The sequence below is a fragment of the Amycolatopsis sp. NPDC058278 genome (assembly GCF_042881395.1).
Taxonomy (GTDB): domain Bacteria; phylum Actinomycetota; class Actinomycetes; order Mycobacteriales; family Pseudonocardiaceae; genus Amycolatopsis.
The window spans coordinates 1-20,934 of sequence record NZ_JBHVXZ010000151.1; the positions used below are offsets into that span (position 1 = coordinate 1).

At 72.9% G+C, this 20,934-nt stretch carries 12 protein-coding genes and 1 pseudogene; 4 read left to right on the forward strand and 9 right to left on the reverse strand.

Annotated elements, in window-relative coordinates:
* Positions 1–84: 84 nt before the first annotated feature.
* Positions 85–1,584 carry a DUF6801 domain-containing protein gene (locus ACFVYA_RS43755; protein WP_387053714.1) on the reverse strand — a complete coding sequence of 500 codons (1,500 nt, stop codon included), beginning with the start codon at positions 1,582–1,584 and terminating at the stop codon, positions 85–87.
* A 252-nt stretch (positions 1,585–1,836) separates the two neighbouring features.
* Between ACFVYA_RS43755 and ACFVYA_RS43760 the strand changes: the two genes are divergently transcribed.
* Positions 1,837–2,766, forward strand: coding sequence for an ATP-binding cassette domain-containing protein (locus tag ACFVYA_RS43760; RefSeq protein WP_387053716.1), 930 nt, complete (start codon positions 1,837–1,839; stop codon positions 2,764–2,766).
* Positions 2,763–3,596 (forward strand): ABC transporter permease, encoded by an 834-nt coding sequence (locus ACFVYA_RS43765; RefSeq protein ID WP_387053717.1) that lies wholly within the window; start codon positions 2,763–2,765, stop codon positions 3,594–3,596. The genes ACFVYA_RS43760 and ACFVYA_RS43765 overlap by 4 nt, the downstream gene beginning before the upstream one ends.
* Here the strand turns inward: ACFVYA_RS43765 and ACFVYA_RS43770 are convergent.
* Genes ACFVYA_RS43770 through ACFVYA_RS43790 form a run of 5 tightly spaced genes read right to left on the reverse strand, consistent with a single transcriptional unit; the run spans position 3,593 to position 15,456 of the window.
* Positions 3,593–4,720: a glycosyltransferase gene (locus ACFVYA_RS43770; RefSeq protein ID WP_387053719.1), complete on the reverse strand. Its 1,128-nt coding sequence runs from the start codon at positions 4,718–4,720 to the stop codon at positions 3,593–3,595. The genes ACFVYA_RS43765 and ACFVYA_RS43770 overlap by 4 nt on opposite strands.
* Positions 4,696–5,472 (reverse strand): alpha/beta fold hydrolase, encoded by a 777-nt coding sequence (locus tag ACFVYA_RS43775; RefSeq protein ID WP_387053721.1) that lies wholly within the window; start codon positions 5,470–5,472, stop codon positions 4,696–4,698. The genes ACFVYA_RS43770 and ACFVYA_RS43775 overlap by 25 nt, the downstream gene beginning before the upstream one ends.
* On the reverse strand, positions 5,460–5,750 hold the full coding sequence (locus ACFVYA_RS43780; RefSeq protein WP_285985775.1) for a phosphopantetheine-binding protein: 291 nt from the start codon (positions 5,748–5,750) through the stop codon (positions 5,460–5,462). Before ACFVYA_RS43780 ends, ACFVYA_RS43775 begins: the two co-directional genes overlap by 13 nt.
* Positions 5,747–9,580, reverse strand: a complete 3,834-nt coding sequence (locus ACFVYA_RS43785; RefSeq protein ID WP_387053723.1) for a beta-ketoacyl synthase N-terminal-like domain-containing protein — start codon at positions 9,578–9,580, stop codon at positions 5,747–5,749. Before ACFVYA_RS43785 ends, ACFVYA_RS43780 begins: the two co-directional genes overlap by 4 nt.
* Positions 9,577–15,456 carry a beta-ketoacyl synthase N-terminal-like domain-containing protein gene (locus ACFVYA_RS43790; protein WP_387053725.1) on the reverse strand — a complete coding sequence of 1,960 codons (5,880 nt, stop codon included), beginning with the start codon at positions 15,454–15,456 and terminating at the stop codon, positions 9,577–9,579. The genes ACFVYA_RS43785 and ACFVYA_RS43790 overlap by 4 nt, the downstream gene beginning before the upstream one ends.
* 205 nt (positions 15,457–15,661) lie before the next feature.
* On the opposite strand from ACFVYA_RS43790, the gene ACFVYA_RS43795 reads away from it, so the two are divergent.
* Both ACFVYA_RS43795 and ACFVYA_RS43800 read left to right on the forward strand, forming a co-directional pair.
* Positions 15,662–16,447, forward strand: coding sequence for an SDR family oxidoreductase (locus tag ACFVYA_RS43795; protein WP_387053727.1), 786 nt, complete (start codon positions 15,662–15,664; stop codon positions 16,445–16,447).
* Position 16,448: 1 nt separating this feature from the next.
* On the forward strand, positions 16,449–17,414 hold the full coding sequence (locus tag ACFVYA_RS43800) for an aldo/keto reductase (RefSeq protein ID WP_387053729.1): 966 nt from the start codon (positions 16,449–16,451) through the stop codon (positions 17,412–17,414).
* Here the strand turns inward: ACFVYA_RS43800 and ACFVYA_RS43805 are convergent.
* The 3 genes and pseudogenes from ACFVYA_RS43805 to ACFVYA_RS43815 all read right to left on the reverse strand — a co-directional run.
* The gene (locus tag ACFVYA_RS43805; RefSeq protein WP_387053731.1) at positions 17,411–20,020 is read right to left on the reverse strand and encodes a CHAT domain-containing protein; all 2,610 of its coding nucleotides are present in this window, start codon (positions 20,018–20,020) and stop codon (positions 17,411–17,413) included. The genes ACFVYA_RS43800 and ACFVYA_RS43805 overlap by 4 nt on opposite strands.
* Positions 20,021–20,110: 90 nt before the next feature.
* Positions 20,111–20,260 (reverse strand): hypothetical protein, encoded by a 150-nt coding sequence (locus ACFVYA_RS43810; protein WP_387053733.1) that lies wholly within the window; start codon positions 20,258–20,260, stop codon positions 20,111–20,113.
* 387 nt (positions 20,261–20,647) lie between these two features.
* Positions 20,648–20,934: pseudogene (locus tag ACFVYA_RS43815) on the reverse strand (transposase); the annotation flags it as partial.

Sequence of the window (20,934 nt, forward strand, 5' to 3'; positions counted from 1 at the left end):
GCGGCGCCGGGCCAACCCGCGGCCAGTGCCAGCACCAGCGAGAGCCGGGTCAGCATCCGGACTTCTTCATCGAACGAGGTTCCTTCACTTCTTGGCGAGGGTGATGTCCAGCGTGTTGCCGGGGCCGGAGGTGATGCCGGTGATCAGCCCGGTCAGGAAGCCGCAGCCGGTGAACCGCGGGATGTCGTAGGTCGCGGTCAGCTTGCCGCCCTTGAGCGGGTCGAAGCCGGGCTCCGAGGTCAGCGGCACGTCGGCGGGCTTGACCGTGTGGCACGACTTCGACGACAGGATCAGGAAGCCGAACACGCGGACCTTGGTGAGCTGGACGTCCACCTGGGCGTTCGCCTTGACCGCACCGGCGGTGAGCGTGCCGTTGATCGCGCCGGCCTGGTCGAGCTTCACGGTCGCGGACGCCGGGATGAAGCCGAAGACGTGGAAGTGGACGTCGGACTTCGGCAGCGCGAGCCGGGCACCGAACTTGCCGGACGCCGCGTCGAGCTTCGCGTCCAGGGTGCCGGGGCCGAGGGGCAGCGTGGCGTGCAGCTGCTTGAGGACCGACTTGCCCTGCACGGAGTACTTGACCTCGATGCCGCCCGGCGGGTTCGTCGGCTGGGTCGTCGGCGTCGTGGGCTGGGTGGTCGGCGTCGTGGGCTCGGTGGTCGGGGTCGTCGGCGCGGTGGTCGGAGTCGTGGGCTCCGTCGTCGGAGTCGTCGGCTCAGTGGTCGGAGTTGTGGGCTCCGTGGTGGGAGTCGTCGGCGCGGTGGTCGGAGTCGTGGGCTCCGTCGTGGGGGTCGTCGGCTCCGTGGTCGGCGTGGTCGGTTCCGTGGTCGGCGTCGTGGGCTCGGTGGTCGGAGTCGTCGGCTCAGTGGTGGGAGTCGTCGGTTCCGTCGTCGGAGTGGTCGGCTCCGTAGTGGGAGTCGTCGGCGTCGTGGACGTGGTCGGGGTGGTCGGCGTCGTGGTGCCGCCCGCCGGCTTGATCTCGAACGTGCCCAGCTGCTGGTTCTGGCCCGGGACCGCGATGCAGTCCGAGGTGAACGTGCCGAGGTCGGTCGGCTGGCCGTCCGCGGTGCGCGGGGTCATCGTGGTGCTGAAGTTCCCGACCGTCACCGACGCGGTGCCGGGGCTGGGGAACGTCACCGCCGGTGCCTTGCCGCTGCTCTTGACGTGGAACGCGCCCGACGGCGGCACCGGCGTCGACGCGATCGTCAGCGGCAGGTTCAGGTTCAGCGTCTTGTCGACCGGGTACTTGAGCACGGCCGCCGCCTTCGCCGAGCCGTCCAGCGAAGTGGCACCGACCAGCGCGAGCCCCTCGGTGGCGGTCTCCGGCACGGTGACGTCGACGTCGAAGGTGATCGGCGTCGACGAGGCGCCCGCGACGGCGTTGTCGGGCAGGTTGGTGTCGATCTTCACCGACAGCACCTGGTCGCCGATCAGCGGGAACGGGCAGTTGTAGTTGAGAGTCAGGCTCACCGGCGCGGCCTGGCTCGGGCCCGCCCCGACGAGGGCGACGGCCGCCGCGACCCCCGCGGCGGTCACGGCGGCGAGGCCGAAGGCGGGCTTTCTCGACTTCCACGAAAACTTCACGGCTCGTCACCTCGGGAAATGGGGGAATTTCGGCAAAGCTACCTCCGTGTTTCCGGGCGAACAAGCCACCCGCGATTCTTTGTCACGCGCAGGAGATCGCCCCGGTCCGGAAGAGTCACGCAGGTCAGGCCTTATCACGCGGATGCTATCCGGTTCCGCGAAAACTGTCATACCCGAGGCGGGTGGCGGCAATCTTCTTGATCTACGCGGCGCAGTCCGGATACCTTTTTCCGGGGCAGGAAAGGAGCGGCCATGCACCAGCCGGTCATCGCCGTGACGGACCTCGCGAAACAGTACGGCGAAGTCACCGCGCTCGCCGGGATCAGCCTCACCGTCGCCCGCGGCGCGGTACTGGCGGTCCTCGGCCACAACGGCGCCGGGAAGACCACCTTGATCGACATCCTCAGCACGCGCGTCCGGCCGAGTGCGGGGTCCGCCCGCGTCTGCGGCTACGACGTCGTGCAGCGCGGCCGCGCGGTCCGGCGGCGGATCGGGGTGACCGGGCAATTCGCCGCGGTCGACGACGCCCTGTCCGGCCGCGGGAACCTCGTGCTGATCGCCCGGTTGCTGGGCGCGAGACCACGGCAGGCGCTGGCCCGGGCCACCGAGCTGATCGCGGCCTTCGGTCTCGAAGACGCGGCCGAGCGCCCGGCCGGGACGTACTCCGGCGGGATGCGGCGGCGGCTGGACCTGGCCGCGGGCCTCGTCGGCGCGCCGCAGGTGCTCTTCCTCGACGAGCCGACCACCGGCCTCGACCCGGTGAGCCGGGCCGGGTTGTGGACGATCGTCGAGGGCCTCGCGGCCCGCGGCACCACCGTCGTGCTCACCACCCAGTACCTCGAGGAAGCGGACCGGCTGGCCGACCACGTCGTCGTCCTCGGCCTCGGGCACATCACCGTGTCGGGGACACCGGCGCAGCTGAAGGCCCGGCTCGGCACCCGGACGGCGACGTGCGCGTTCGGCACCGAACTGGCGCTGGGGCGCGCGGTGGACGCGTTGTCGCGCCTGGGTCTCGCGCCCGGCCGCGCCGGGCTGGTGCTGACCGTGCCGCTGTCCGGCCCGGGTGACATCCCGGTGGTGGTCCGCGCGCTCGACGCGGCGGGTGCACCGCTGCGGGACCTGACGGTGACCGAGCCGACGCTCGACGACGTCTACCTTTCCCTGCATCGGACCGCGTCGTGACGCAATCCCGGCACCGCGCGGCCGTCGCCGCGCTCGGCGACCCCGCGGCCTGGCCGGAATCCGGCTTCTGGACCCAGGTCCGGGTGCTGACGACGCGTTCGCTGCGGACGGCGTTCGGCGACCGCCGGCTGGTCTTCTTCGGCCTGCTGCAGCCGGTGGTGCTGCTGTTGCTGTTCAGCCAGGTGTTCAGCGGCGTCGGCGCGCTGCCGGGCGTCGCGGCGTACCAGGGTTACGTGAACTTCCTGGTGCCCGCGACGCTGGTCAACATCGCCATGACGACGGCGATGAGCTCGGGCGCGGGCCTGCTGGCGGAGATCTACGGCGGCTTCACCGGACGGCTGCGCTGCCTGCCGATCTCCCTGTTTTCGGTCCTGGTCGCCCGCACCCTGGCCGATTCCGCGCGGTTGGGTGTCCAGCTGGTGGTGACGGCTCTGGCCAGCGTGGTCTTCCTGGGCTTCCGCCCGGCGGGCGGGCTGGGCGGCCTGGGCTTGGCCCTGCTCCTGACACTGGTCGTCGGCTGGTGCCTGAGCTGGGTGTTCGTGGCGATCACGACGTGGCTGCGCAAGGCGGAGACGCTTCAGGCGGCGTCGTTCGTGGTGATGTTCCCGCTGATGTTCTCGTCGAGCGCGTACATGCCCCTGGACACGGTGCCGGCGTGGGTCCGCGCGGTGTCGTCGGTCAACCCGCTGACGTACACGATCGACGCGACCCGCGCGCTGGCCTTGGGCCGCCCGCTCGGCTGGTCCCTCCCGGTGGCCCTGCTGATCGCGGCGGTGGCCGCGGTGGCGGGCGCCACCCTGGCCGCTCGCACCTTCCGCAGCCGCACCTAACCCAGCGACTCCAGCCGCGTCGCGGCCTCTCGCGCCCCACCCGCCGCTTCGAACGACTCGCGGATCTTCTGCGCGCCGGGGCGGTACTGCCCGGCCGATTCGATCGCCTCGCGGATGTCGGCCGCTTTCGCGCGGTCGAACCGCAGCCGCACCCCCGCCGAGGCCGCGACCACCTGCTGGGCCAGCATCGACTGGTCGTCGCGGATCGGCGCGACCACCAGCGGCACGCCGGCCGCCAGCGCTTCGCACACCGTGTTGTGGCCGCCGTGGCAGACCACCACCGAGGCGTGCGCGAACACCGCCACCTGCGGGATGCGCCGCGCCAGCACCACGCTTTCGCTCACCAGCTCGCCCGTGGGGTCGACCACCAGCCCCTGCACGGATGGCATCCCGGCCAGCGCGTCGACGCTCTCGGCCAGGAACCGCACCCCGGCCGCCGCGTTCGCCGTTCCCAGCGTCACCACGACCAAGGGGCGTCCGTCCACATCGGACCACTCGCCCGGACCGGCGGGCGAGACGGGCCCGACGTAGCACACCGGAGCGGCCGGGCGGCCGTCCCCGGCCAAGGCGCGGGTCGTGAACGCCAGCACCAGGTACGGCGAAAACCGCAGGTCACCGAGCAGCACACCGTGCCGGGCGCGCAGACCCGCCTGGAGGTCGCCGACCCAGGACGCGATCTTCGGCAACGCCCCCAGCGGGTCGGCCAGCTCGGTGGACGTCGACGCCGACGTCGCCCACGGCAGCCCGCACCGCTCGGCCACCAGCGCCCCCGCCATCGCCTGCTGGTCGACGACTACGACGTCCGGCGCGAACGCCGCCACGGCGGCCGCCACCCCCGGCACCATCGCGTCGGCCAGCGGCACCAGGTACGACTCCCACAGGTACTTCAGCGCGGCGAACCCGCGCAGGCCCGGCGGCCGCAGCGACGAGGCGAACGGGCCCGAGTCCCCGGCCGGGAAGATCCGGTCGGCGACCAAAGTGGACAGTTCCGGCTCCGGTCCGCACCAGGCCACGGAATGGCCCCGCGAAGAAAGCACCGAAGCCACCCCGCGCAGTGGCGCCACATGCCCGGCCAGCGGCGGCACGACCAGCAGGAACCTCACCCCGCGTGCCGTTCGATCCACTTCAGCACCAGCTCGCGCACCTCGCGGTGCTGCTCCACCAGCACCGAATGCCCCTGCCCCTCGAACACGTGCAGCTCGCCGTGCGGCAGCACCGACGTCAGCGCCTCGAGGTCGTCGGCCTGGTAGCCGTGACTGCCCAAAATGGACAGCACCGGGCAGCCGATCGCCGCCACCTGCTCCCAGGTGAGCAACGGCCCGAGCGGCACCTCCTCGGCCATCTTCGTCGACGTGATCCGCTCGGCCGCCATCCTGGCAAGCCGCCGGTGGTGCGCACCGAAGTTCGCCTCGATCCAGTCGAAACTCTCCTCGACCTGCAGGAACCGCACGGTGTGCGCGAGGATCGCGCTCATCTTCTCCGCCCAGACCTCGGTCGCGGGCTCGGATTCGATGCACACGATGCTGCGGACGCGGTCCGGGCGGGCAACGGCGTAGCTGTAGGCCAGCGTGCCGCCGAAGCTGTTGCCCACCAGGTGCACCGGCCGGTCGACGCCGAGCTGCCGCAGCAGGTCGTCGAGGTCGGCGACGAAGTCACCGAGGGTGTACCCGCGCTCCGGCCGCTCGGTCTTGCCGTGCCCGCGCAGGTCGTAGCTGATGACGTCGATGCCCGCGGCCGCGACCGGCGGCGCCAGGGTCAGGTAGAAGCTCGCGAGGCTGTCGGTGCCCATGCCGTGCAGGAACACCACGGTCTCGGTGCCGCCGGCGGGCACGAGCTGCACGTTCGTGCGCAGCCCGTTGACGGTCAACGTGGGCACGTGCGCTCCCCCACGAACCGGGCGATGTCGCCGACGGTCAGCCCGATGACGTCGTCGAGGTCCTTCTCCGCCAGGTACTCGGCGAGGTTGACGTCCGCGCCGAAGTGCTCGGCGAGGATGCTCGCGAAGGTCACCAGGTCGATGCTCTCCAGCTGCAGGTCCTCGTGGAACGTCGTGTCCGGGGTGATCTCGATGCCGAGCACCTCGGCGTCGCCGACGAGCTCGGCGAGGAGCCCGGCGACGACGTCGAAGGTGGCGGACGCGTGGTCGATGGTCATGGCGTACTCCTGTGGTGTGCGATGGCGGTGTCCCCTCTCAGCTCGACCGTGACGGCGAAGCGCGGCAGGTCCCGGTGCCGGCCGGACACCGTGCCGTCGTCGTGGACGCGGATTTCCGCCGGGTAGACGGGTTCGCCGAGCCGAGCCCGGACGGCGTCCTTCACCGCGATCCGCGTCAGCAGCCAGCCGCGCTGCTGCCGGGGCGGAACAGCGGCGAACTCCGCGCGTTCGGACGCGCTGAGGTAGATCCCGGCGTAGATGTCCCGCGCGGCGACCGTCGGCCAGCGGTCGGTGACCGCGATCGAGCCGTCGTCCCGCCGTTCGCCCAGGAGGTGCTCCGCCGGGAAGGCGTAGACGCGGTGGGCCGCGCGGTCGCAGGGGAACCGGACGTCCCGCCAGCCTTCGACGCGCGCCAGCACCCGGCCGTCCCGCACCAGCTCGGCGTCCATTTCGAGGACGTCGGGCCGCGGCAGCCGGACCCGCACCTGGCAGGTGACGCGGGTGCCCGGCGCGGGTTCGGGGCCGTACCGGGTCAGCCGGCCGATCGAGCGCGGGAAGGCGAGCAGGTCGTCGGACCGGGTCGCCATCAGCCAGCAGCCGAGCAGCTGGCCGACGTTGTCGAGCAGCCCGCCGGGCGCGGCCGGGACGACCAGTTCGCCGCGGATGTGCTGCTCGCCGAGGCCGGTCAGCCGGGCCAGGCCCTGGTAGGCCGGGCCGTGGAACATCTCGCGCCGCACGTAGACCTCGGCCGCGGTCAGCGGCGGCGCGGTCTCCGGACCAGGCACTTCACCAGGCGACGGTGCCGGCCCGAACGCCCCCAGCTCGACGGTCATCAGCGCGTACGGTCCGATTTCGACGGTGACGCGGTCGTCCTCGCGGTTCATCGACAGCGGCACCCGCTGGGCCGGGGAAGCGATCAGCCACCGCGAGAACACCGCGTCCCGCACCGCGACCGCCGTCGTGCCCGGCCAGGCGCGCTCAGCGGCCCGGCAGGCGAGGTCGACCAGGGTCGTCGCGGGCACCACCGGCCGGAAGTCGGACTCGTCGGGCCAGCCGTCGCGCTGCCGGAAGAACCGGTGGTCACGCAGGTACGGCATCGCCGCCAGCGAGAACTCCACAGTGGACTCGACGCGCCGGCGCGCGGCCGCGACGACGTCCGCCGCGGCCTGGCGGGTTTCGGTGAGCAACGCGGTGAACTCGGCGACGATCGCGTCCGGCACCCCCGCGGGCAGTTCGGGCGGTGCCGCACCGCCCAGCAGGCCCCGGGCCGACTCCCCGAGCGACAGCAAGGGTTTCCCGGTGTCGAGCCGGATCCGGGGCGGCTCCAGCGCCGCGAAATCGGGGTCGCCGCCTTCGGTCCACAGCGCGGTCGCGACCCGCCGCAGCTGCGCCAGCCCGGGCCGGGTACCGGACGCGGCCGCGACGACCAGGTGCCGCCGCTCGCCGAGCGTGTCGGTGACGAACGAGCCGAGCTGCCCGGCGCCGACCTGCACGAAGGCCCGGAACCCGGCGTCGTGCAGCGCCTCGGTCAGCTGCCGGAACCGGACCGGGCGCAGCAGGTGGTCGAGGTAGAGCCGCCGGACGTCGGCCGCGGCCGCCGGGTACGGCCGCGTCGTCGTCGCCGACCACACCGGCACCGCGGGGGCCAGCAGGTCCAGGTCCGCGACGAGCCGCGCGAACGGCGCGAGATGCGGTTCCATCAGCGGGGTGTGGAACCCGGACCGGAACGGCAGCGTCCGGGCCACGATGCCGAGTCGGCGGCAGGTCACCGCGAACTCCGCGACAGCGGCCGGCGGGCCGCACACGATGGTCTGCCGCGCGGCGTTTTCGTGTGAGATCACCACATCACCGGTGAGCAGCTCGGTCACCTGCGCGGCGGGACAGCCCAGCACGAGGTAGTCCGCTTCGGGCAGTTCGAACCCGCCGGGCCAGTACCGTTCCAGCAGGTCCGGTTCGGCCCGGTACATCCCGGCGGCCTGCATGGCCGTCCACTCGCCGGCGCTGTGCCCGGCGAGCGCATCCGGGCGGATCCCCAGCCGCCGCAGGGCGTGGTCGAGCAGCAGCCCGGCCGACGACACGCTCGTGGCGCGGGCGGGCACGGTCGCCGTCGACCACTGTGGACGGTCGAGGCCGAAGTGCCGGGCCACGTCTTCGAGGCGCGGCTCGGCGTCGGCCTCCAAGCCCGGGTAGAGGAACGCGGTCTTGCCGGCGGGCAGCAGCGGGTCGACCGAGCACCAGATGTCGCCACCGCCGTGCCACGACCGGCCCTCGGCCGCCACCTTCGCGAGTACCCGGCGGGCCGTCGCCAGCTTGCGCTGGTCCGGGCCGACGATCCCGAGCCGGCAGGGCCCGTCGCCGTCGCCGGGCTGATCCAGCCGCTCCAGCAGCGCTTCCGGAGTGGCCGCGGCCAGGCGCAGCACGCGTTCCGGCTCGTCGACGCGCACGCGCCGCTTCGGCGCCGGGTCGCCGGCTTCGAGCACGACGTGGGCGTTCACCCCGCCGAAGCCGAACGCGTTGACCGCGGCCACGCGCGGCAGGTCACCCCACGGCTCGGCCTCGGCCAGCACCCGGAACCGGGTCTTGTCCAGCAGCGGGTTCGGATCGGCGCAGTTGAGCGTCGGCGGCAGGACCTGGTGGTGCAGCGCGAGCGCGACCTTCACGAGCCCGGCGACGCCGGCGGTCGGCAACGTGTGCCCGATCATCGACTTGACCGAGCCGATCACCGCGCGCGGCCCGCTCGCCTGGCCGAAGACGTCGGCGACGGTGGTCAGCTCGGCCGCGTCCCCGGCGGGCGTCGCGGTGCCGTGCGCTTCCAGCAGGCCGATTTCCGCGGGATCCCGGCCCGCCCAGGCCCGGCGCAGGGCGAGGGTCTGCCCGGCGACGGACGGGCTGAGCAGGCTCGCGCCCCGCCCGTCGCTCGACGTGCCGCTGCCGCGGATCACCGCGTACACGCGGTCGCCGTCGCGGCGGGCGTCGGCGAGCCGCTTGAGCACGACGATCGCGGTGCCCTCACCGATGAGCATGCCGTCCGCGTCGCGGGACAGCGGGCTGATCCGCTGGCTCGGCGACAGCGCGCCGAGCTGGGTGAACAGCGACCACAGCGTGTCGTCCTGCGTCTGGTGCGCGCCACCGGCGAGGACGGCGTCGCAGCGGCCGCGGGTCAGCTCGCCGATCGCCTGGTCGACGGCGACCAGCGAAGACGCGCAGGCGGCGTCCACGGTGTACGCCGGGCCGCCGAGGTCGAGCCGGTTCGCCACGCGGGCGGCGGCGAGGTTCGGCACCAGCCCGGCGGCGGTCTCGGGCCGGAACTCGCCGAGCGGTTCGAGCAACGCCGTCCGCAGCCGCTCGAGCACGTCCGGCCCGGCCGACGGCATCAGCTCGCCGACCGTGCGGGTGATCTGCCGGACGGTCCGGACCCGCTGGTCGAAGCCCCGCAGCCCGGGCGAGAGGTACCCGCCGCGGCCGAGCACGACGCCGATCCGCTCGGGGTCGCCGAGCCGGCCGAGGCCACCGGCGTCACCGACCGCCCCGACCGCGACCGCCAGCGCCGTCAGCTGGTCCGGTTCGGTGTCCTCGAGGGAGGTCGGCGGGACGCCGTGGGCGACCGGGTCGAAGTCGAGGGTGTCCGGGGTGAAGCCGCCGCGGCGGCCGTGGGTGCGGTCCGGTGCGGTGCCGTCGCGGCCGTGGAAGCCGGGGTCCCGGCGGTGCGGCGGGACTTCGGTGACGGCGTCGGCGCCGTCCACCAGGTTGCGCCAGTACTGGTCCACTGTGGACGCACCGGGCAGGAACACGCCCATGCCGACGATCGCGACCGGCTCCTGGCTCATCACAACGACGCCGTGTACAGCACCGAACGGTCCGTGCCGTAGGCGAGCTCGCGCAGCAGGGCGGCGGTGGCCTCGGCCGGGTCGAGCAAGGCGACGGCACGGCGTTCGTACTCGCGGGCCAGCTCCGGCGACACCATGCCGCCGTGGTCACCGCCCGGCGCCCACGGTCCCCAGTGGACGGTCACCGCCCGGCCCGGCCAGGTCGTCCCGAGCGTTTCGAGCGCGTCGTTGGCGGCGGCGTAGTCGGTCTGGCCGCGGTTGCCGAGCACCGCGGCGATGCTGCCGAAGAACGCGACGAACCGTGGTTGCGCGTCCTGCAACGAGCCGAGGAGGGCGCGTGCACCGTCCACTTTGGTCTCGAAGACGGCCCGGAACGACTGCTCGTCCTTGTCCGCCATCAGCTTGTCGTCGAGGACCCCGGCGGCGAAGACGACCCCGTCGAGCCGGCCGTCCAAGCCCTTGACCAGCTGGTGGACCGCGTCCGCGTCGCGCACGTCGAGTGCGTGGTAGGCCGGGTCGCCCCCGGCGGCGCGGATCTGGTCGAGGGTCCGGCCGATCTCGCGCTGGGCCAGCACGGTCCGCACCCGGCGCTCGATGTCGGTCACCGAGCCACCACGGCCGGCGAGCACCGCCCGCATCGCGGCCGGATCGGCGGGCAGGTCGTCCGGTTCGCCGGGCCACGGCGTGCGCCCGGCCAGCTCGATCCGGGCGCCGGAAGCGGCGAACGCGACCGCGGCGTGCACGGTGATCCCGCGGCCCCCGCCGATCAGCAGCACCACCGACTCCGGGCCGAGCCCGAGCGCGGCGAGCTCGCCGCCGCCCGGACCGGCACCGGCGTAGGCGATCGACGGGAGGTCCGCCGGCCGCGGCTCGATCGTGAAGCGGCCGGCGTCATCGTGGCAGACAACCGGGGGCCCGTCGCTGAGGGCCTCGTCCACCAGTGTTTTCGCCACGTCCCGCGTGACCTCGACGAGCCGCGTCACGCCGTCGCGCTCCAGCGCGGCCGACCGCACCAGGCCCCGGAGCCCCGGCACGGTCTCCGGCTCCGCCGCCACGAGGACGTTCCCCCGCAGCGTTTTGAGCCGGGTGAACACCTCCGTGAGGTCGCGGGCGAACAGCACGGTGATGTCCGCGTCCCCGGTGACGACCTCCGCCCCGGCCGCGGCGAAGGCGGCTCGCACGGCGTCGTCCGGCGCGGCCACGGACTTCCCGCGCAGCCGCCCGGGATCCGGGTCGAGCGGCACCGGAATCCGGCCGAGCCGGTACCGGGTGGGGGCGGTGGCCGGGAGCACCGGGCTCAGCCAGCTCTCCAGGTGCGACGTCAGCGCGTTCGCCGTCCGGTCGCGGCTGAGCCGGTCGGTGCGGTCGTCGGCCGGGAGCCCCAGCCGCGCCAGCAGCGTGCCCGCGATCTCCGTGCGCTTGATCGAGTCGATCGACAGGTCGGCTTCGAGGTCGAGGTCGCCGTCGATCATCTCGGCCGGGTAGCCGGTGCGCTCGCTGATCACGCCGATCACCGTGCCGAGGACGTCGGCCGGGGTTTCGGCCACCGGTTCGGGTTCCGGCTGTGGCTCTTCGATCACCGCCGGAACCGGGGCGGGCGGTTGCCCGGGTGCGCTGCCGAGGTAGCCGAGCATGACCTCCCGTTGGGCGGCGACGAGCTCGCGGGTGGTGCGCAGGAAGTCCACGATCGCCTGGTCACGGCCGGGCGCGGGCTGGGTCATGGCGGTACTCCGGATTCGTCGGGCCGGGGGCAGGGCGGGAGTGTCGGAGCCGGGCGCGCGGACGGACCGCCCGTCGACGGCCCAGGCGGTCGGGGACGGTCCGGGCGGCAACGGCCGGGCCAGCCGTCCGGTACGGACGTCGACGCCGGCTTCGGCGAGTTGCCGCAGCGCGGTCAGGAAGCCCTTGAGATCGGGCCCGCAGGCGACGACGGTGTGCGGCCGGTCGCCGAGGATGTGCTTCACCAGCCGCGACAGGACCCGCCCGGGCCCGGCTTCGACGAAGATGCGCGCCCCGGCCGCGTACATGGCCTCGATCTGGTCGAGAAACCGCACCGGGGCACCGATCTGCGCGGCCAGCTCACCGCGGACGTCGTCTTGGTACCGCTTCGCGGTCCGGTTCGCCCACACGGGTTTCTGCGGCTTGGTCACTGTTTCGCGGGCGAGTTCCCGGGCGAAGACCTCCCCCGCGCCGGCGACGAGCGGGCTGTGGAAGGCACAGGCGACGGGGATCCGCTGGGCGGTGATGCCCGTTTCCCGGAGCCGCCGGATGGCCCGTTCGATCGCCGGGACGGGCCCGGAAAGGACGACCTGCTCGGGAGCGTTGTGATTGGCGACGACAACATCGGGGCCGATGAGGGTGGCGGTGAGCGCATCCCGCTCCGCTTTGACGGCAGCCATTGCCCCGGGCCGGGCGACCTGGGCGATGGCTTGCGCGCGGGCCCGGCTGAGCCGGAGGAGGGTTTCGGTGCCGAAGGCCCCGGCGACGGAGAGGGCGACGAGCTCGCCATAGCTGTGCCCGGCCAGCAAATCGGGGCGGACGTTGAGCTCGGCCAGCAGCTTCGCGACGGCGATTTCGACCAGCCCGAGCGCGGGCTGGGCCACGCGGGTGTCGGTGAGGGCGGTTTCTTGCGCCTCGACGGCCTCGGCGGTGAAGGCTTTCGGCGGGAAAGCCGTGGCGGCGATGTCGGGCGCGAGGCGGAGGACTTCGGCGAGTCCGGGAAAGTGCACGAAGAGCTCGGCGAGCATGCCGGTGCGCTGGCTGCCCTGGCCGGGGAAGAGGAAGGCGATCTTGCCGGGATCGGCGGAGCCCACGCCGGTGCGCCTGGACACCGGCTGTTCGAGCCCGCCCGCGCGAAGCCTGCCGGGTGCGGCGGATCCCGCACCGGTGCCCCCGGTCACCGGCATCGGCCGGCCAAGCCCACCCTCGCGAAGCCCGCCGGGCGAAGCCGCGGCGGCACCGGCCCGCCCCGGCGCCGTAGCGTGTTCGAGCTCGGCCAAGGCCTGCTCCGCCTCCGGTGCCCAGTCGCGCAGACCGTGCCCGCGGTCCGGCGCCACCGGTGCCGCGCCGAGGACCGCGTGGAAGTTCGTCCCGCCGAAGCCGAAGGCGCTCACTCCCGCCAGCCGGGCCGGGTGGGCCCACGGCCGCGCCGTCGTCGTGAACGTGAAGGGGCTCGACGCCGCGTCCCACGCGTCGTTCGGCCTGGTCAAGTGCAGCGTCGGCGGCACCACCTCGTGCCACAGCGCCAGCGCCGCCTTGATCAGCCCCGCCAGTCCCGCCGCGCACTTCGTGTGGCCGATCTGGCTCTTCACCGATCCGAGCACACACGCCCCCGCCTCGGCGCCGGCCTCGGTGAAGAAGCCGGTCAGCGTCCGCAGCTCCGTCGCGTCGCCCACCACCGTTCCCGTGCCGTGGGCCTCGACCAGTCCCACGTCCACCGGTGACACCCCCGCGTCCCGGTAGGCGCGCTCCAACGCCCGGCGCTGGCCGTCCGGGCGGGGCGCCGTCAAGCCGAGCGCCTTGCCGTCGCTGGCCGCGCCGACCCCCTTCACCACCGCGTAGATCCGGTCGCCGGCACGCTCGGCGTCGGAGAGGCGCTTGAGCACCAGGCACGCCACCCCTTCGCCCAGCGCGATGCCGTCGGCCGCCGCGTCGAACGGGCGGCAGCGGCCCGTCGGGGACAGCGCCCCCGCCGAGGTGAACATCAGGTAGTCGTGGATCCCGTTGTGCAGGTCGACCGCGCCGCACAGGACCAGCGTGCTCGTTCCCGCACGCAGCTCCTTCGCCGCGAGGTCGAGCGCGGCCAGCGACGAACCGCACGCCGCGTCCACCGTGTAGTTCGCGCCGCCGAGGTCGAGCCGGTTCGCGATCCGGCCGGAGATGACGTTGGCCAGTGTGCCGGGGAACGTGTCCTCGGTCGGTTCGGGCAGCTGGGCGAGCAGTTCGGGCGGCACTTCGCCGAGGTAGCCGTCGAGCAGGGACCGCAGCGTGCCCGCGTTCGCCAGGTCGCCGCCCGCCTCCGCGCCGAACACGACGCTCGTGTGCTCGCGGTCGAAGTCCCGGTTCGCGTACCCGGCGTCGGCGAGTGCGCGACGCGCGGTTTCCAGGGACACCAGCTGCGCCGGGTCGATGCTGCCCATCGCCGACGGCGGGATGCCGTACGCCAGCGGGTCCACGTCCAGCGCGGGCAGGAACCCGCCCCACTTCGACGTCGATTGTCCGAAGTAGACATCCGGGTCCCAGCGGTCGCGGGGGACTTCGGTGACGGCGTCTTCGCCACGGAGGACGTTCGACCAGAACGCCGGGAGGTCGCGCGCCCCCGGGAACGTGCAGGCCATGCCGATGATCGCGATGTCCCCGGAATCCGTCACCGGTGCCTCGGGGCGGACGAACGTCTTCCCGGCGGTGACCTCGCGGTGCAGCTCGGCGATCGTCGTCCGGCGGTCCCGCAGGACGGCCACCTCGCCCGCCATGAACATCCCCTCGGCCAGCTGGGTGGCGGCGTCCAGCGCCTCGCCGTCACGGCGGACGCCCTTGCTGGCGACGCGCAGCCGCCCGGTGTTCAGCTCCTCCAGCCGCTGCCACGCTTCGGGCGTGTTGCCCAGACCGGCCTTGACCTGCTCGAATTCCGCCGTGTACGGACTGGGCAGGCACCGCGTGCGGTGGCCCGGCGCGGTTTCCAGGGTTACGGTGGCGTCCGCGGCGAGCGCGCGTTCCTGAAACAGCCCGGTGATCGCGCCGTGCGTCACGGCTTCTTCGGTGAAGAGGTAGGCGGTGCCCATCAGGACGCCGGCGGCGTCGAGCGGCTCGGCCATCGCGGCGACCATGGCCGCCGAGCGGGCGTCGTGGATGCCGCCCGCGAAGAGCACCTCGACGTCCTTCGCGGCGTCGAGGACGGCCAGCTGTTCCTCCCACAGCTCGAAACTCGGCCGCGGGCCGACGTGCCCGCCGCACTCGGCGCCCTCGAAGACGAACCGCCGGACCCCGGCGTCGAGGTACTGGCGGAGCAGGACCGGCGACGGCACGTGCAGGAACGTCGCGATCCCCTCGGCCTCCAGCGCCTTGGCCTGGCCCGGTTTCCCGCCCGCGACCAGCACGCACCGCGGCCGCGCCGCCCGGACCGCGGCGAGCTGGGCGACGCGCAGGTCGTCGGGTACGAAGCCCAGGATGCCCGCGCCCCACGGCCGGTCGCCGAGGCGGGCGGCGGTCCGGGCGAGCAGCTCGCCGGTGCGCGCACCGTTCGCCGTGGCCACCGCGACGAACGGGAACCCGCCCGCGTCGGCGACCGCGGCCGCGAAGCCCGGCTGGTCGCTCACCCGCGTCATCGGGCCCTGGACGACCGGCAGCGCGCTGCCCAACGTCCGGCACAACCCGGTGCCGAGCCCGGCCTCGGGCACCTCCGCGCCGACGATCCGGCTCACGTCCTTCGTGGACTTGACGACGACGCCCGCCGCACCGCCGGCGAGCGCGCCCACCGCTGTCCGAGACCCGGCCACACTGCCCCACACCGGGACGTCGAAGGTGGCCAGGATCTGTTGCAGCAGAACGAAGTCACTCAACGTGCCACCGCGGGCGACGAGCCCCCGCGCGCCGCCGCGAACGGCCTCGGCGGCCGTCGCGACGTCCGCGACTTCGGCGAGCGCCCCGGTCCACGGCGCTCGCGTACGGACGGCGAAGGCCGCGCCTTCCGGCAGCGGGCCGTCCGTCCGCACGGCGTACGGCACCCGGACCCGGGCCGCGACCAGCCGCAGGTCTTCCGGATCGGCACCGTCGAGGACGCCGAGGCCGCCGTCGCGCGCGACCGCGGCGACCACCCCGGGATCGCCGGCGGCCAGGCACCGGAGCCGGCGAACGTGCGACGGCGGGACGAGCTCGGCCATCGGCGGACCTCCTGTGCGCGGGGTGTGGCGATCTTCAGGAATAACGCACGAGGCACCGGAAACGCAATAGTCGTGCTAACGTGCAAAACTGTGGAACAAGCCGCGATCATGGCGCTGACCAGCACTTTTATCACCGTCATCGCAACCGGAAAATACATTTCCCGCACACACGTGACAATTCGACGCTGAAATACCTGGAGCCCGCGTGGAACTGACTGGACGGGTGGCCGTGCTGACCGGCGCGGCACACGGAATCGGGGCCGCGATGGCCCGCCGCTTCGCCGCGGAAGGCGCGGCCGGGGTGGTCGTGTCCGACGTGGACGCCGCGGGCGCCGCCCGGGTGGCGGCCGAGATCGCGGCCGCGGGCGGCCGGGCCGTCGCGGTGACCGCCGATGCGACGTCCAAAAAGGACCTCAAAGCCCTGGTCGCGACGGCCCGCGCCGAGTTCGGCCCGGTCGACCTGTTCTGCGCCAACGCGGGCGCCGCGTTCGGCACCGGCGTGCACGCGGCCGACGAACAGTGGCAGAAGTCGTGGGAGATCAACGTCATGCAGCACGTCCACGCCGCACAGGTCGTGCTGCCCGCGATGCTGGCGCGCGGCGAGGGCTGCCTGCTGATCACGGCGTCGGGCGCCGGCCTGCTCGGCATCCCGGGCGACGCGCCGTACTCGGTCACCAAGCACGCGGCCGTCGGCCTGGCGGAGTGGCTGGCGATCACCTACCGGCCGCGCGGGGTGCGGGTCAGCGCGCTGTGCCCGCTCGGCGTCCGGACGGCACTGCTGGAACCCGGTATCGCCGCCGGCCACCCGGCCGCGCTGGCGATCGCCGCGGCGGCCCCGCTCATCGAGCCCGAGGACGTCGCCGAGGCCGTGGTGCGCGGGCTCGGCGAAGAGGAATTCCTGATCCTGCCGCACGAATCGGTGCGAGAGTCCTTCGCCCGCAAGGCCGGCGCGGTCGACGCGTGGATCGACGAGATGGCCGTGGGAGGCTGACGTGGAGTACCGCAGGGTCGGTGCGAGCGGGCTCGCCGTCAGCGAGATCGCCTACGGCAACTGGCTGACGCACGGCTCACCCGGCTGCGTCGCCGCGGCGCTGGACGCCGGCGTCACGACCTTCCACACCGCGGCGGCGTGGGACGGCGGCGGCGCGGAGGCCGCGTTCGGCGCGGCGTTCGCCGGCGTGCGCCGCGACGACCTGGTCCTGTGCACCGGCGTGTTCTGGCCGGAAGGGCCGGGCCCGAACGACGCGGGCTTGAGCCGCAAGCACGTGATCGCGTCCCTGGAAGGTTCGCTGCGGCGGCTGCGCACCGACTACGTCGACGTCTACCAGCTGCTGCGCTTCGACTACCGTACCCCGGTGGCGGAGACGTTCCTCGCGCTCTCGGACCTGGTGCGGCAGGGGAAGATCCGGTACGCCGGGACGTCGGAGTGGACGGCCGAGCAGCTGCTGCAGGCCCACGAAGCCGCTTCGCGGTACGACGTGCCGCTGATCGCCAACCAGCCGCACTACTCGATGTTGTGGCGGGTGCCCGAGGCCCAGGTGATGCCGGTGGGCGCGCGGATCGGCGTCGGGCAGTTCGCCTCGGTGCCGCTCGCTCAGGGCGTGCTGACCGGCAAGTACCGGGACGGACGGATCCCCGCGGGTTCGCGCGCGGCCGGGCCGTCCCCCACCCGGCCGTTGCTCATGCCGGAGCTGCTGGCGCGGGTGGAGCTGCTGCGCGGCGTCGCGGACGACGCGGGCCTGACGATGGCCCAGCTCGCGCTGGCGTGGACGTTGCAGCATGAGACGGTCGCCTCGGCGGTGACCGGGGCGAGCACGCCGGAGCAGGTCACGGAGAACGCCAAGGCCGCCGGCGTCCGGCTCGACCTCGACGTGCTGACCCGGATCGACCAGCTGCTCGGCAGCTTCATCCAGACCGATCCGCGGCTGGTGTGGTCGCCGCCGGCGCAGCTGTCTTAACCGGCGCCGAGGCAGACGAACGGGCGGCGGAACGGGTCGACGGCGATCGCGTCGGCCAGCGCCAGCGCCGGGCTGTCCCGGACGGCCAGCGCCCGGTAGTAGTCGTCCATCGCGGCCGCCGACGCGAGGTCGCCGACGCGCGACAGCGGCGCGATCACCGTCCGGGAGCCGCTGGCCAGCAGCGCGCTGGCGAAGCCGAGCGCTTCGTCGCCGGGCCGGATCCGGTTCATCGCCAGCTCGCACGCGGCGAACACGACCTGCCGCGGCGGTTGCCGCAGCCCGGCCATCTCGTGGCCGAACAGGGCGCCGTCGGCGAGTTCGAGCCGGGAGAACAGCGCGTTTTCCGGCTCGTGCGCGCCGTGCGCGGCGAAGTGCGCGAGCTTGGCGCCGTCCATCGCGCGCAGCACGGACTTCACGGTGGCCTTGGCACCGGTCATCGTCGTCGCGGTGCGGTAGTGCGTCGTGAGCTTCTCGAGCTCACCACGGGCACCGGCCAGCCCGGGCCCGCGGACGAGCACGATCTTGCGGGCTCGCGGCGACTTCGTCAGCTCCGCGGCGAGCCAGGCGGTCGCCGACGGCGCCACGACGGTCGGCCGCCCGCGCAGGCCGGGCAGCACGCCCCACGGCACGGCGTAGAGCGGCCCGGTCGGGACGATGACCAGCTCGCGGTCGCCGACGACGTCGGCCAAGGGCTGGATGAGCTGGGCGTCGAGCTTGTCGGCCTGCTTGCGCGCGGAGACCATGACGACCTCGGCCAGCCGTTCGGGCAGGTTGTCGGGAGCCAGGGCATCGAGGTCGACGTTCAGCACGCGCGCGGACTCGGCGGCGGCCCCGGCGGACCCGAGCCGCACGAGCCGGCATTCACCCCCCGCCACGACGACGGCGACGAGCTCGTCCCCGGAGGCGGCGAAGCTGATCATGGCCCGTTCACTGAGCCGCGCAACGACCTCGGCGAGCCCGGCCACCGGCCGCGGACGGCCCCACCGCCCGGTGTGCCAGCCGAGCCGCTGCGCTTCCCGCAGCCGTTCGTTGTACTTCGCCCGCAGGCCGGCGATGGGGTGGCCGTCGTGCTGGGCCTCCTGGATGGCCTGCCCGAGCCCGCGGACCTCGGCCACGCGCGCGGCGAGTTCGGGATCGGTCCCGGCGGAGAGGGGTTCGTAGCGGTAGGTCTGCGCCCGGGTCCGTTCGAGCCAGACGAACAGCCGCCGGGCATCGTGGCGCTCGAGCACGAGCTTCACGGCGAGATCGGCGAGCTCCTGCCCGTGCAGAGCGGTCCCGGAGACGAGGTCCAGCCCACCCATCCGATCCCGGACGGCGTCCAGTTCGGTGAGCCCGGACCGGATCTCGGTGAGCGCCTTGCCCCGGTCGCCTTGGGCAACGGCGAGTTCGGCCCGGCAGAGCCGCCGGAGCATCCGGTAGTCGATGGGGGTCAGCTGCCCGGGGCGGGGAACCTTTTGCAGGGTCTCGACGGCCCGCTTGAGGTTGCCCCGCCGGATGTCCAGCCGCACGGCGAGCATCCGCGCGGTGGCGGCCTGATCGGCGAGCTGGGGAGTCGGCATCTTCGCGGCCGCGCGGAGGGCCCTCGTCGGCAGGCTCGCGGGAACGTCCCCCGTCGCCAGAGCATCCTGTGTGTCGGCCTTCAGCCCCATCAGGGTCGCGTTGGCGGTGCACGTCAGGCACCCGACCTTGAGCATCCGGCGACGCGCCGAGTAAGCCATGCCCCTGGCGAGTTCCACGTCATCGCCCATCAGCGCGGCCGAGGCGCGGTACAGCTCCGCCAACGCCAGTTCCCGGCTGATGCTCTGCTCCTCGACCATGACCGGAAGGATCTCGTCCAGGTGAGCTCCGGCCTCGTCCGCGAGCCCGGCCGCGAGCAAGGCCTCGGCCTGCGCAAGCCGCAGGGTCGACGGGATCTCCATGTCGAGCGCCCGGTAGCTGCGCTCGCATTCGCCGTAAAGCCGCAGCGCCTCCGGAACGTCACCCATCCGGAGGGCGAGCGTGCCCAGTGTCCGCCGGGTGCTCGCCGCGTTGCCGCGCAGTTCGTACTTCTCCGCGAGTTCGAGAGATCTGGTCAGGTCCGCTTGGGCCTCGCGTACGTTGCCCAGCCGGATGTGCACCCACCCGCGGGACGCCAGGGTCATCGTGAAGGCACTCATCCGCGACTCGGGATCGGCGCCGTTGGCGATGCGGTATTCCTGGTGCTCGATGGCCTGGTCGAACGAAGCAAGACTTTCGTCGTTGCGCCCGACACCCATCAGCCGCATGGCGTAGTTGTGGTTGAGCGAACCGTTGAGCTCGGCCCGCAGCACCGGGTCTTCCACCGCGTTGATCAGCAGCCGGACATCGTCGAGGCCCGCCAGTCCCGCAGCCAGGTCGCTGGAGATTTCCGAGGAGACCGCCGTCATGGTGCTGGCCAGGCGGATCCGCGTCACCAGCCAGTCCGTGCGATATTCGGACGGAACGGGGTGCACCGAATCCAGCAGGCTCATCCCGCGACGCAGCAGCCGGAGGCTCTGGTGGTACCGCGCGACGCACGAGGCGTCGGCGGCATCCTTCTGCAGGGAACGAACCCGCTCGATCACTGCGGAGGGGTCCAGGTCAATCACGGGCACTCACCTATGACAACACAGGCTTCGGCAAAAAGAAGCCCGCCTACCGGTAGATCAGCAGGCGGGCTTGCCTCCACGAGGCCTGACTCAGGGCTTGACGACCTGGTAGCAGCCGTTCGCGCACTCGGTGTGGACCGGGTGCTCGGTGTGGATCTTGCCGTCCGAGTCGGTCCACTGGACCGTGGGCTCAGTCGGCTCCGGAGCTTCCTCCGGCTTGACATCCGTGGGCGTCGACATGGTCGATCTCCTCTCCCCTGGGGATCTTCATGGGGACGCTGCCGTGACGGTGAGTCCCCCTCGTCGCGAGGCCCTCTCCCCGCGAACGGCCCAATAGTTTCACATCGGAGCAGTGATCGGGAGAGTTTTCGCTACAGAAAGTCAATCCAAAGTGCGTGAGCAGCATTGATGTCTCACTCGAAGCGTCCTAAAGAGTGAAGTCTGTAACGACGTCCACTACGGACGTGCACTCCACGCACCTCGGTGACTGCTGGGCACGATGTGTCACTTCGGGTACGGACCGTGACCGTCGGGACGGCGGTCCGGACCAGAGTGTCCAGTGTGGACGGCTAAGCCGTCGCGGCCGCGTGGACCGGGGGGTGTCCCTATGTGGTTGTCAAGCCGCAGCGGGGCGGGTTGGCGGTAGTGGGTGCCGTTACGGAGCATGGCGTAGAGGACGTCGCAGCGGCGCCGTGCCAGGCAGATGAGGGCGGCGTTGTGCTTCTTGCCCTCAGCTCGTTTGCGGTCGTAGTAAGCCCGGCTGACTGGGTCCGACAGGGCGGCGAACGCGGCGAGGAAGAACGCGCGTTTGAGCTGGCAGTTGCCGGTGCGGGCGGGGTGTTCGCCCTTGATGCTGGTGCCGGAGCTGCGGGTGACCGGGGCGATGCCGGCATAGGCCGCGAGATGCCCGGAGC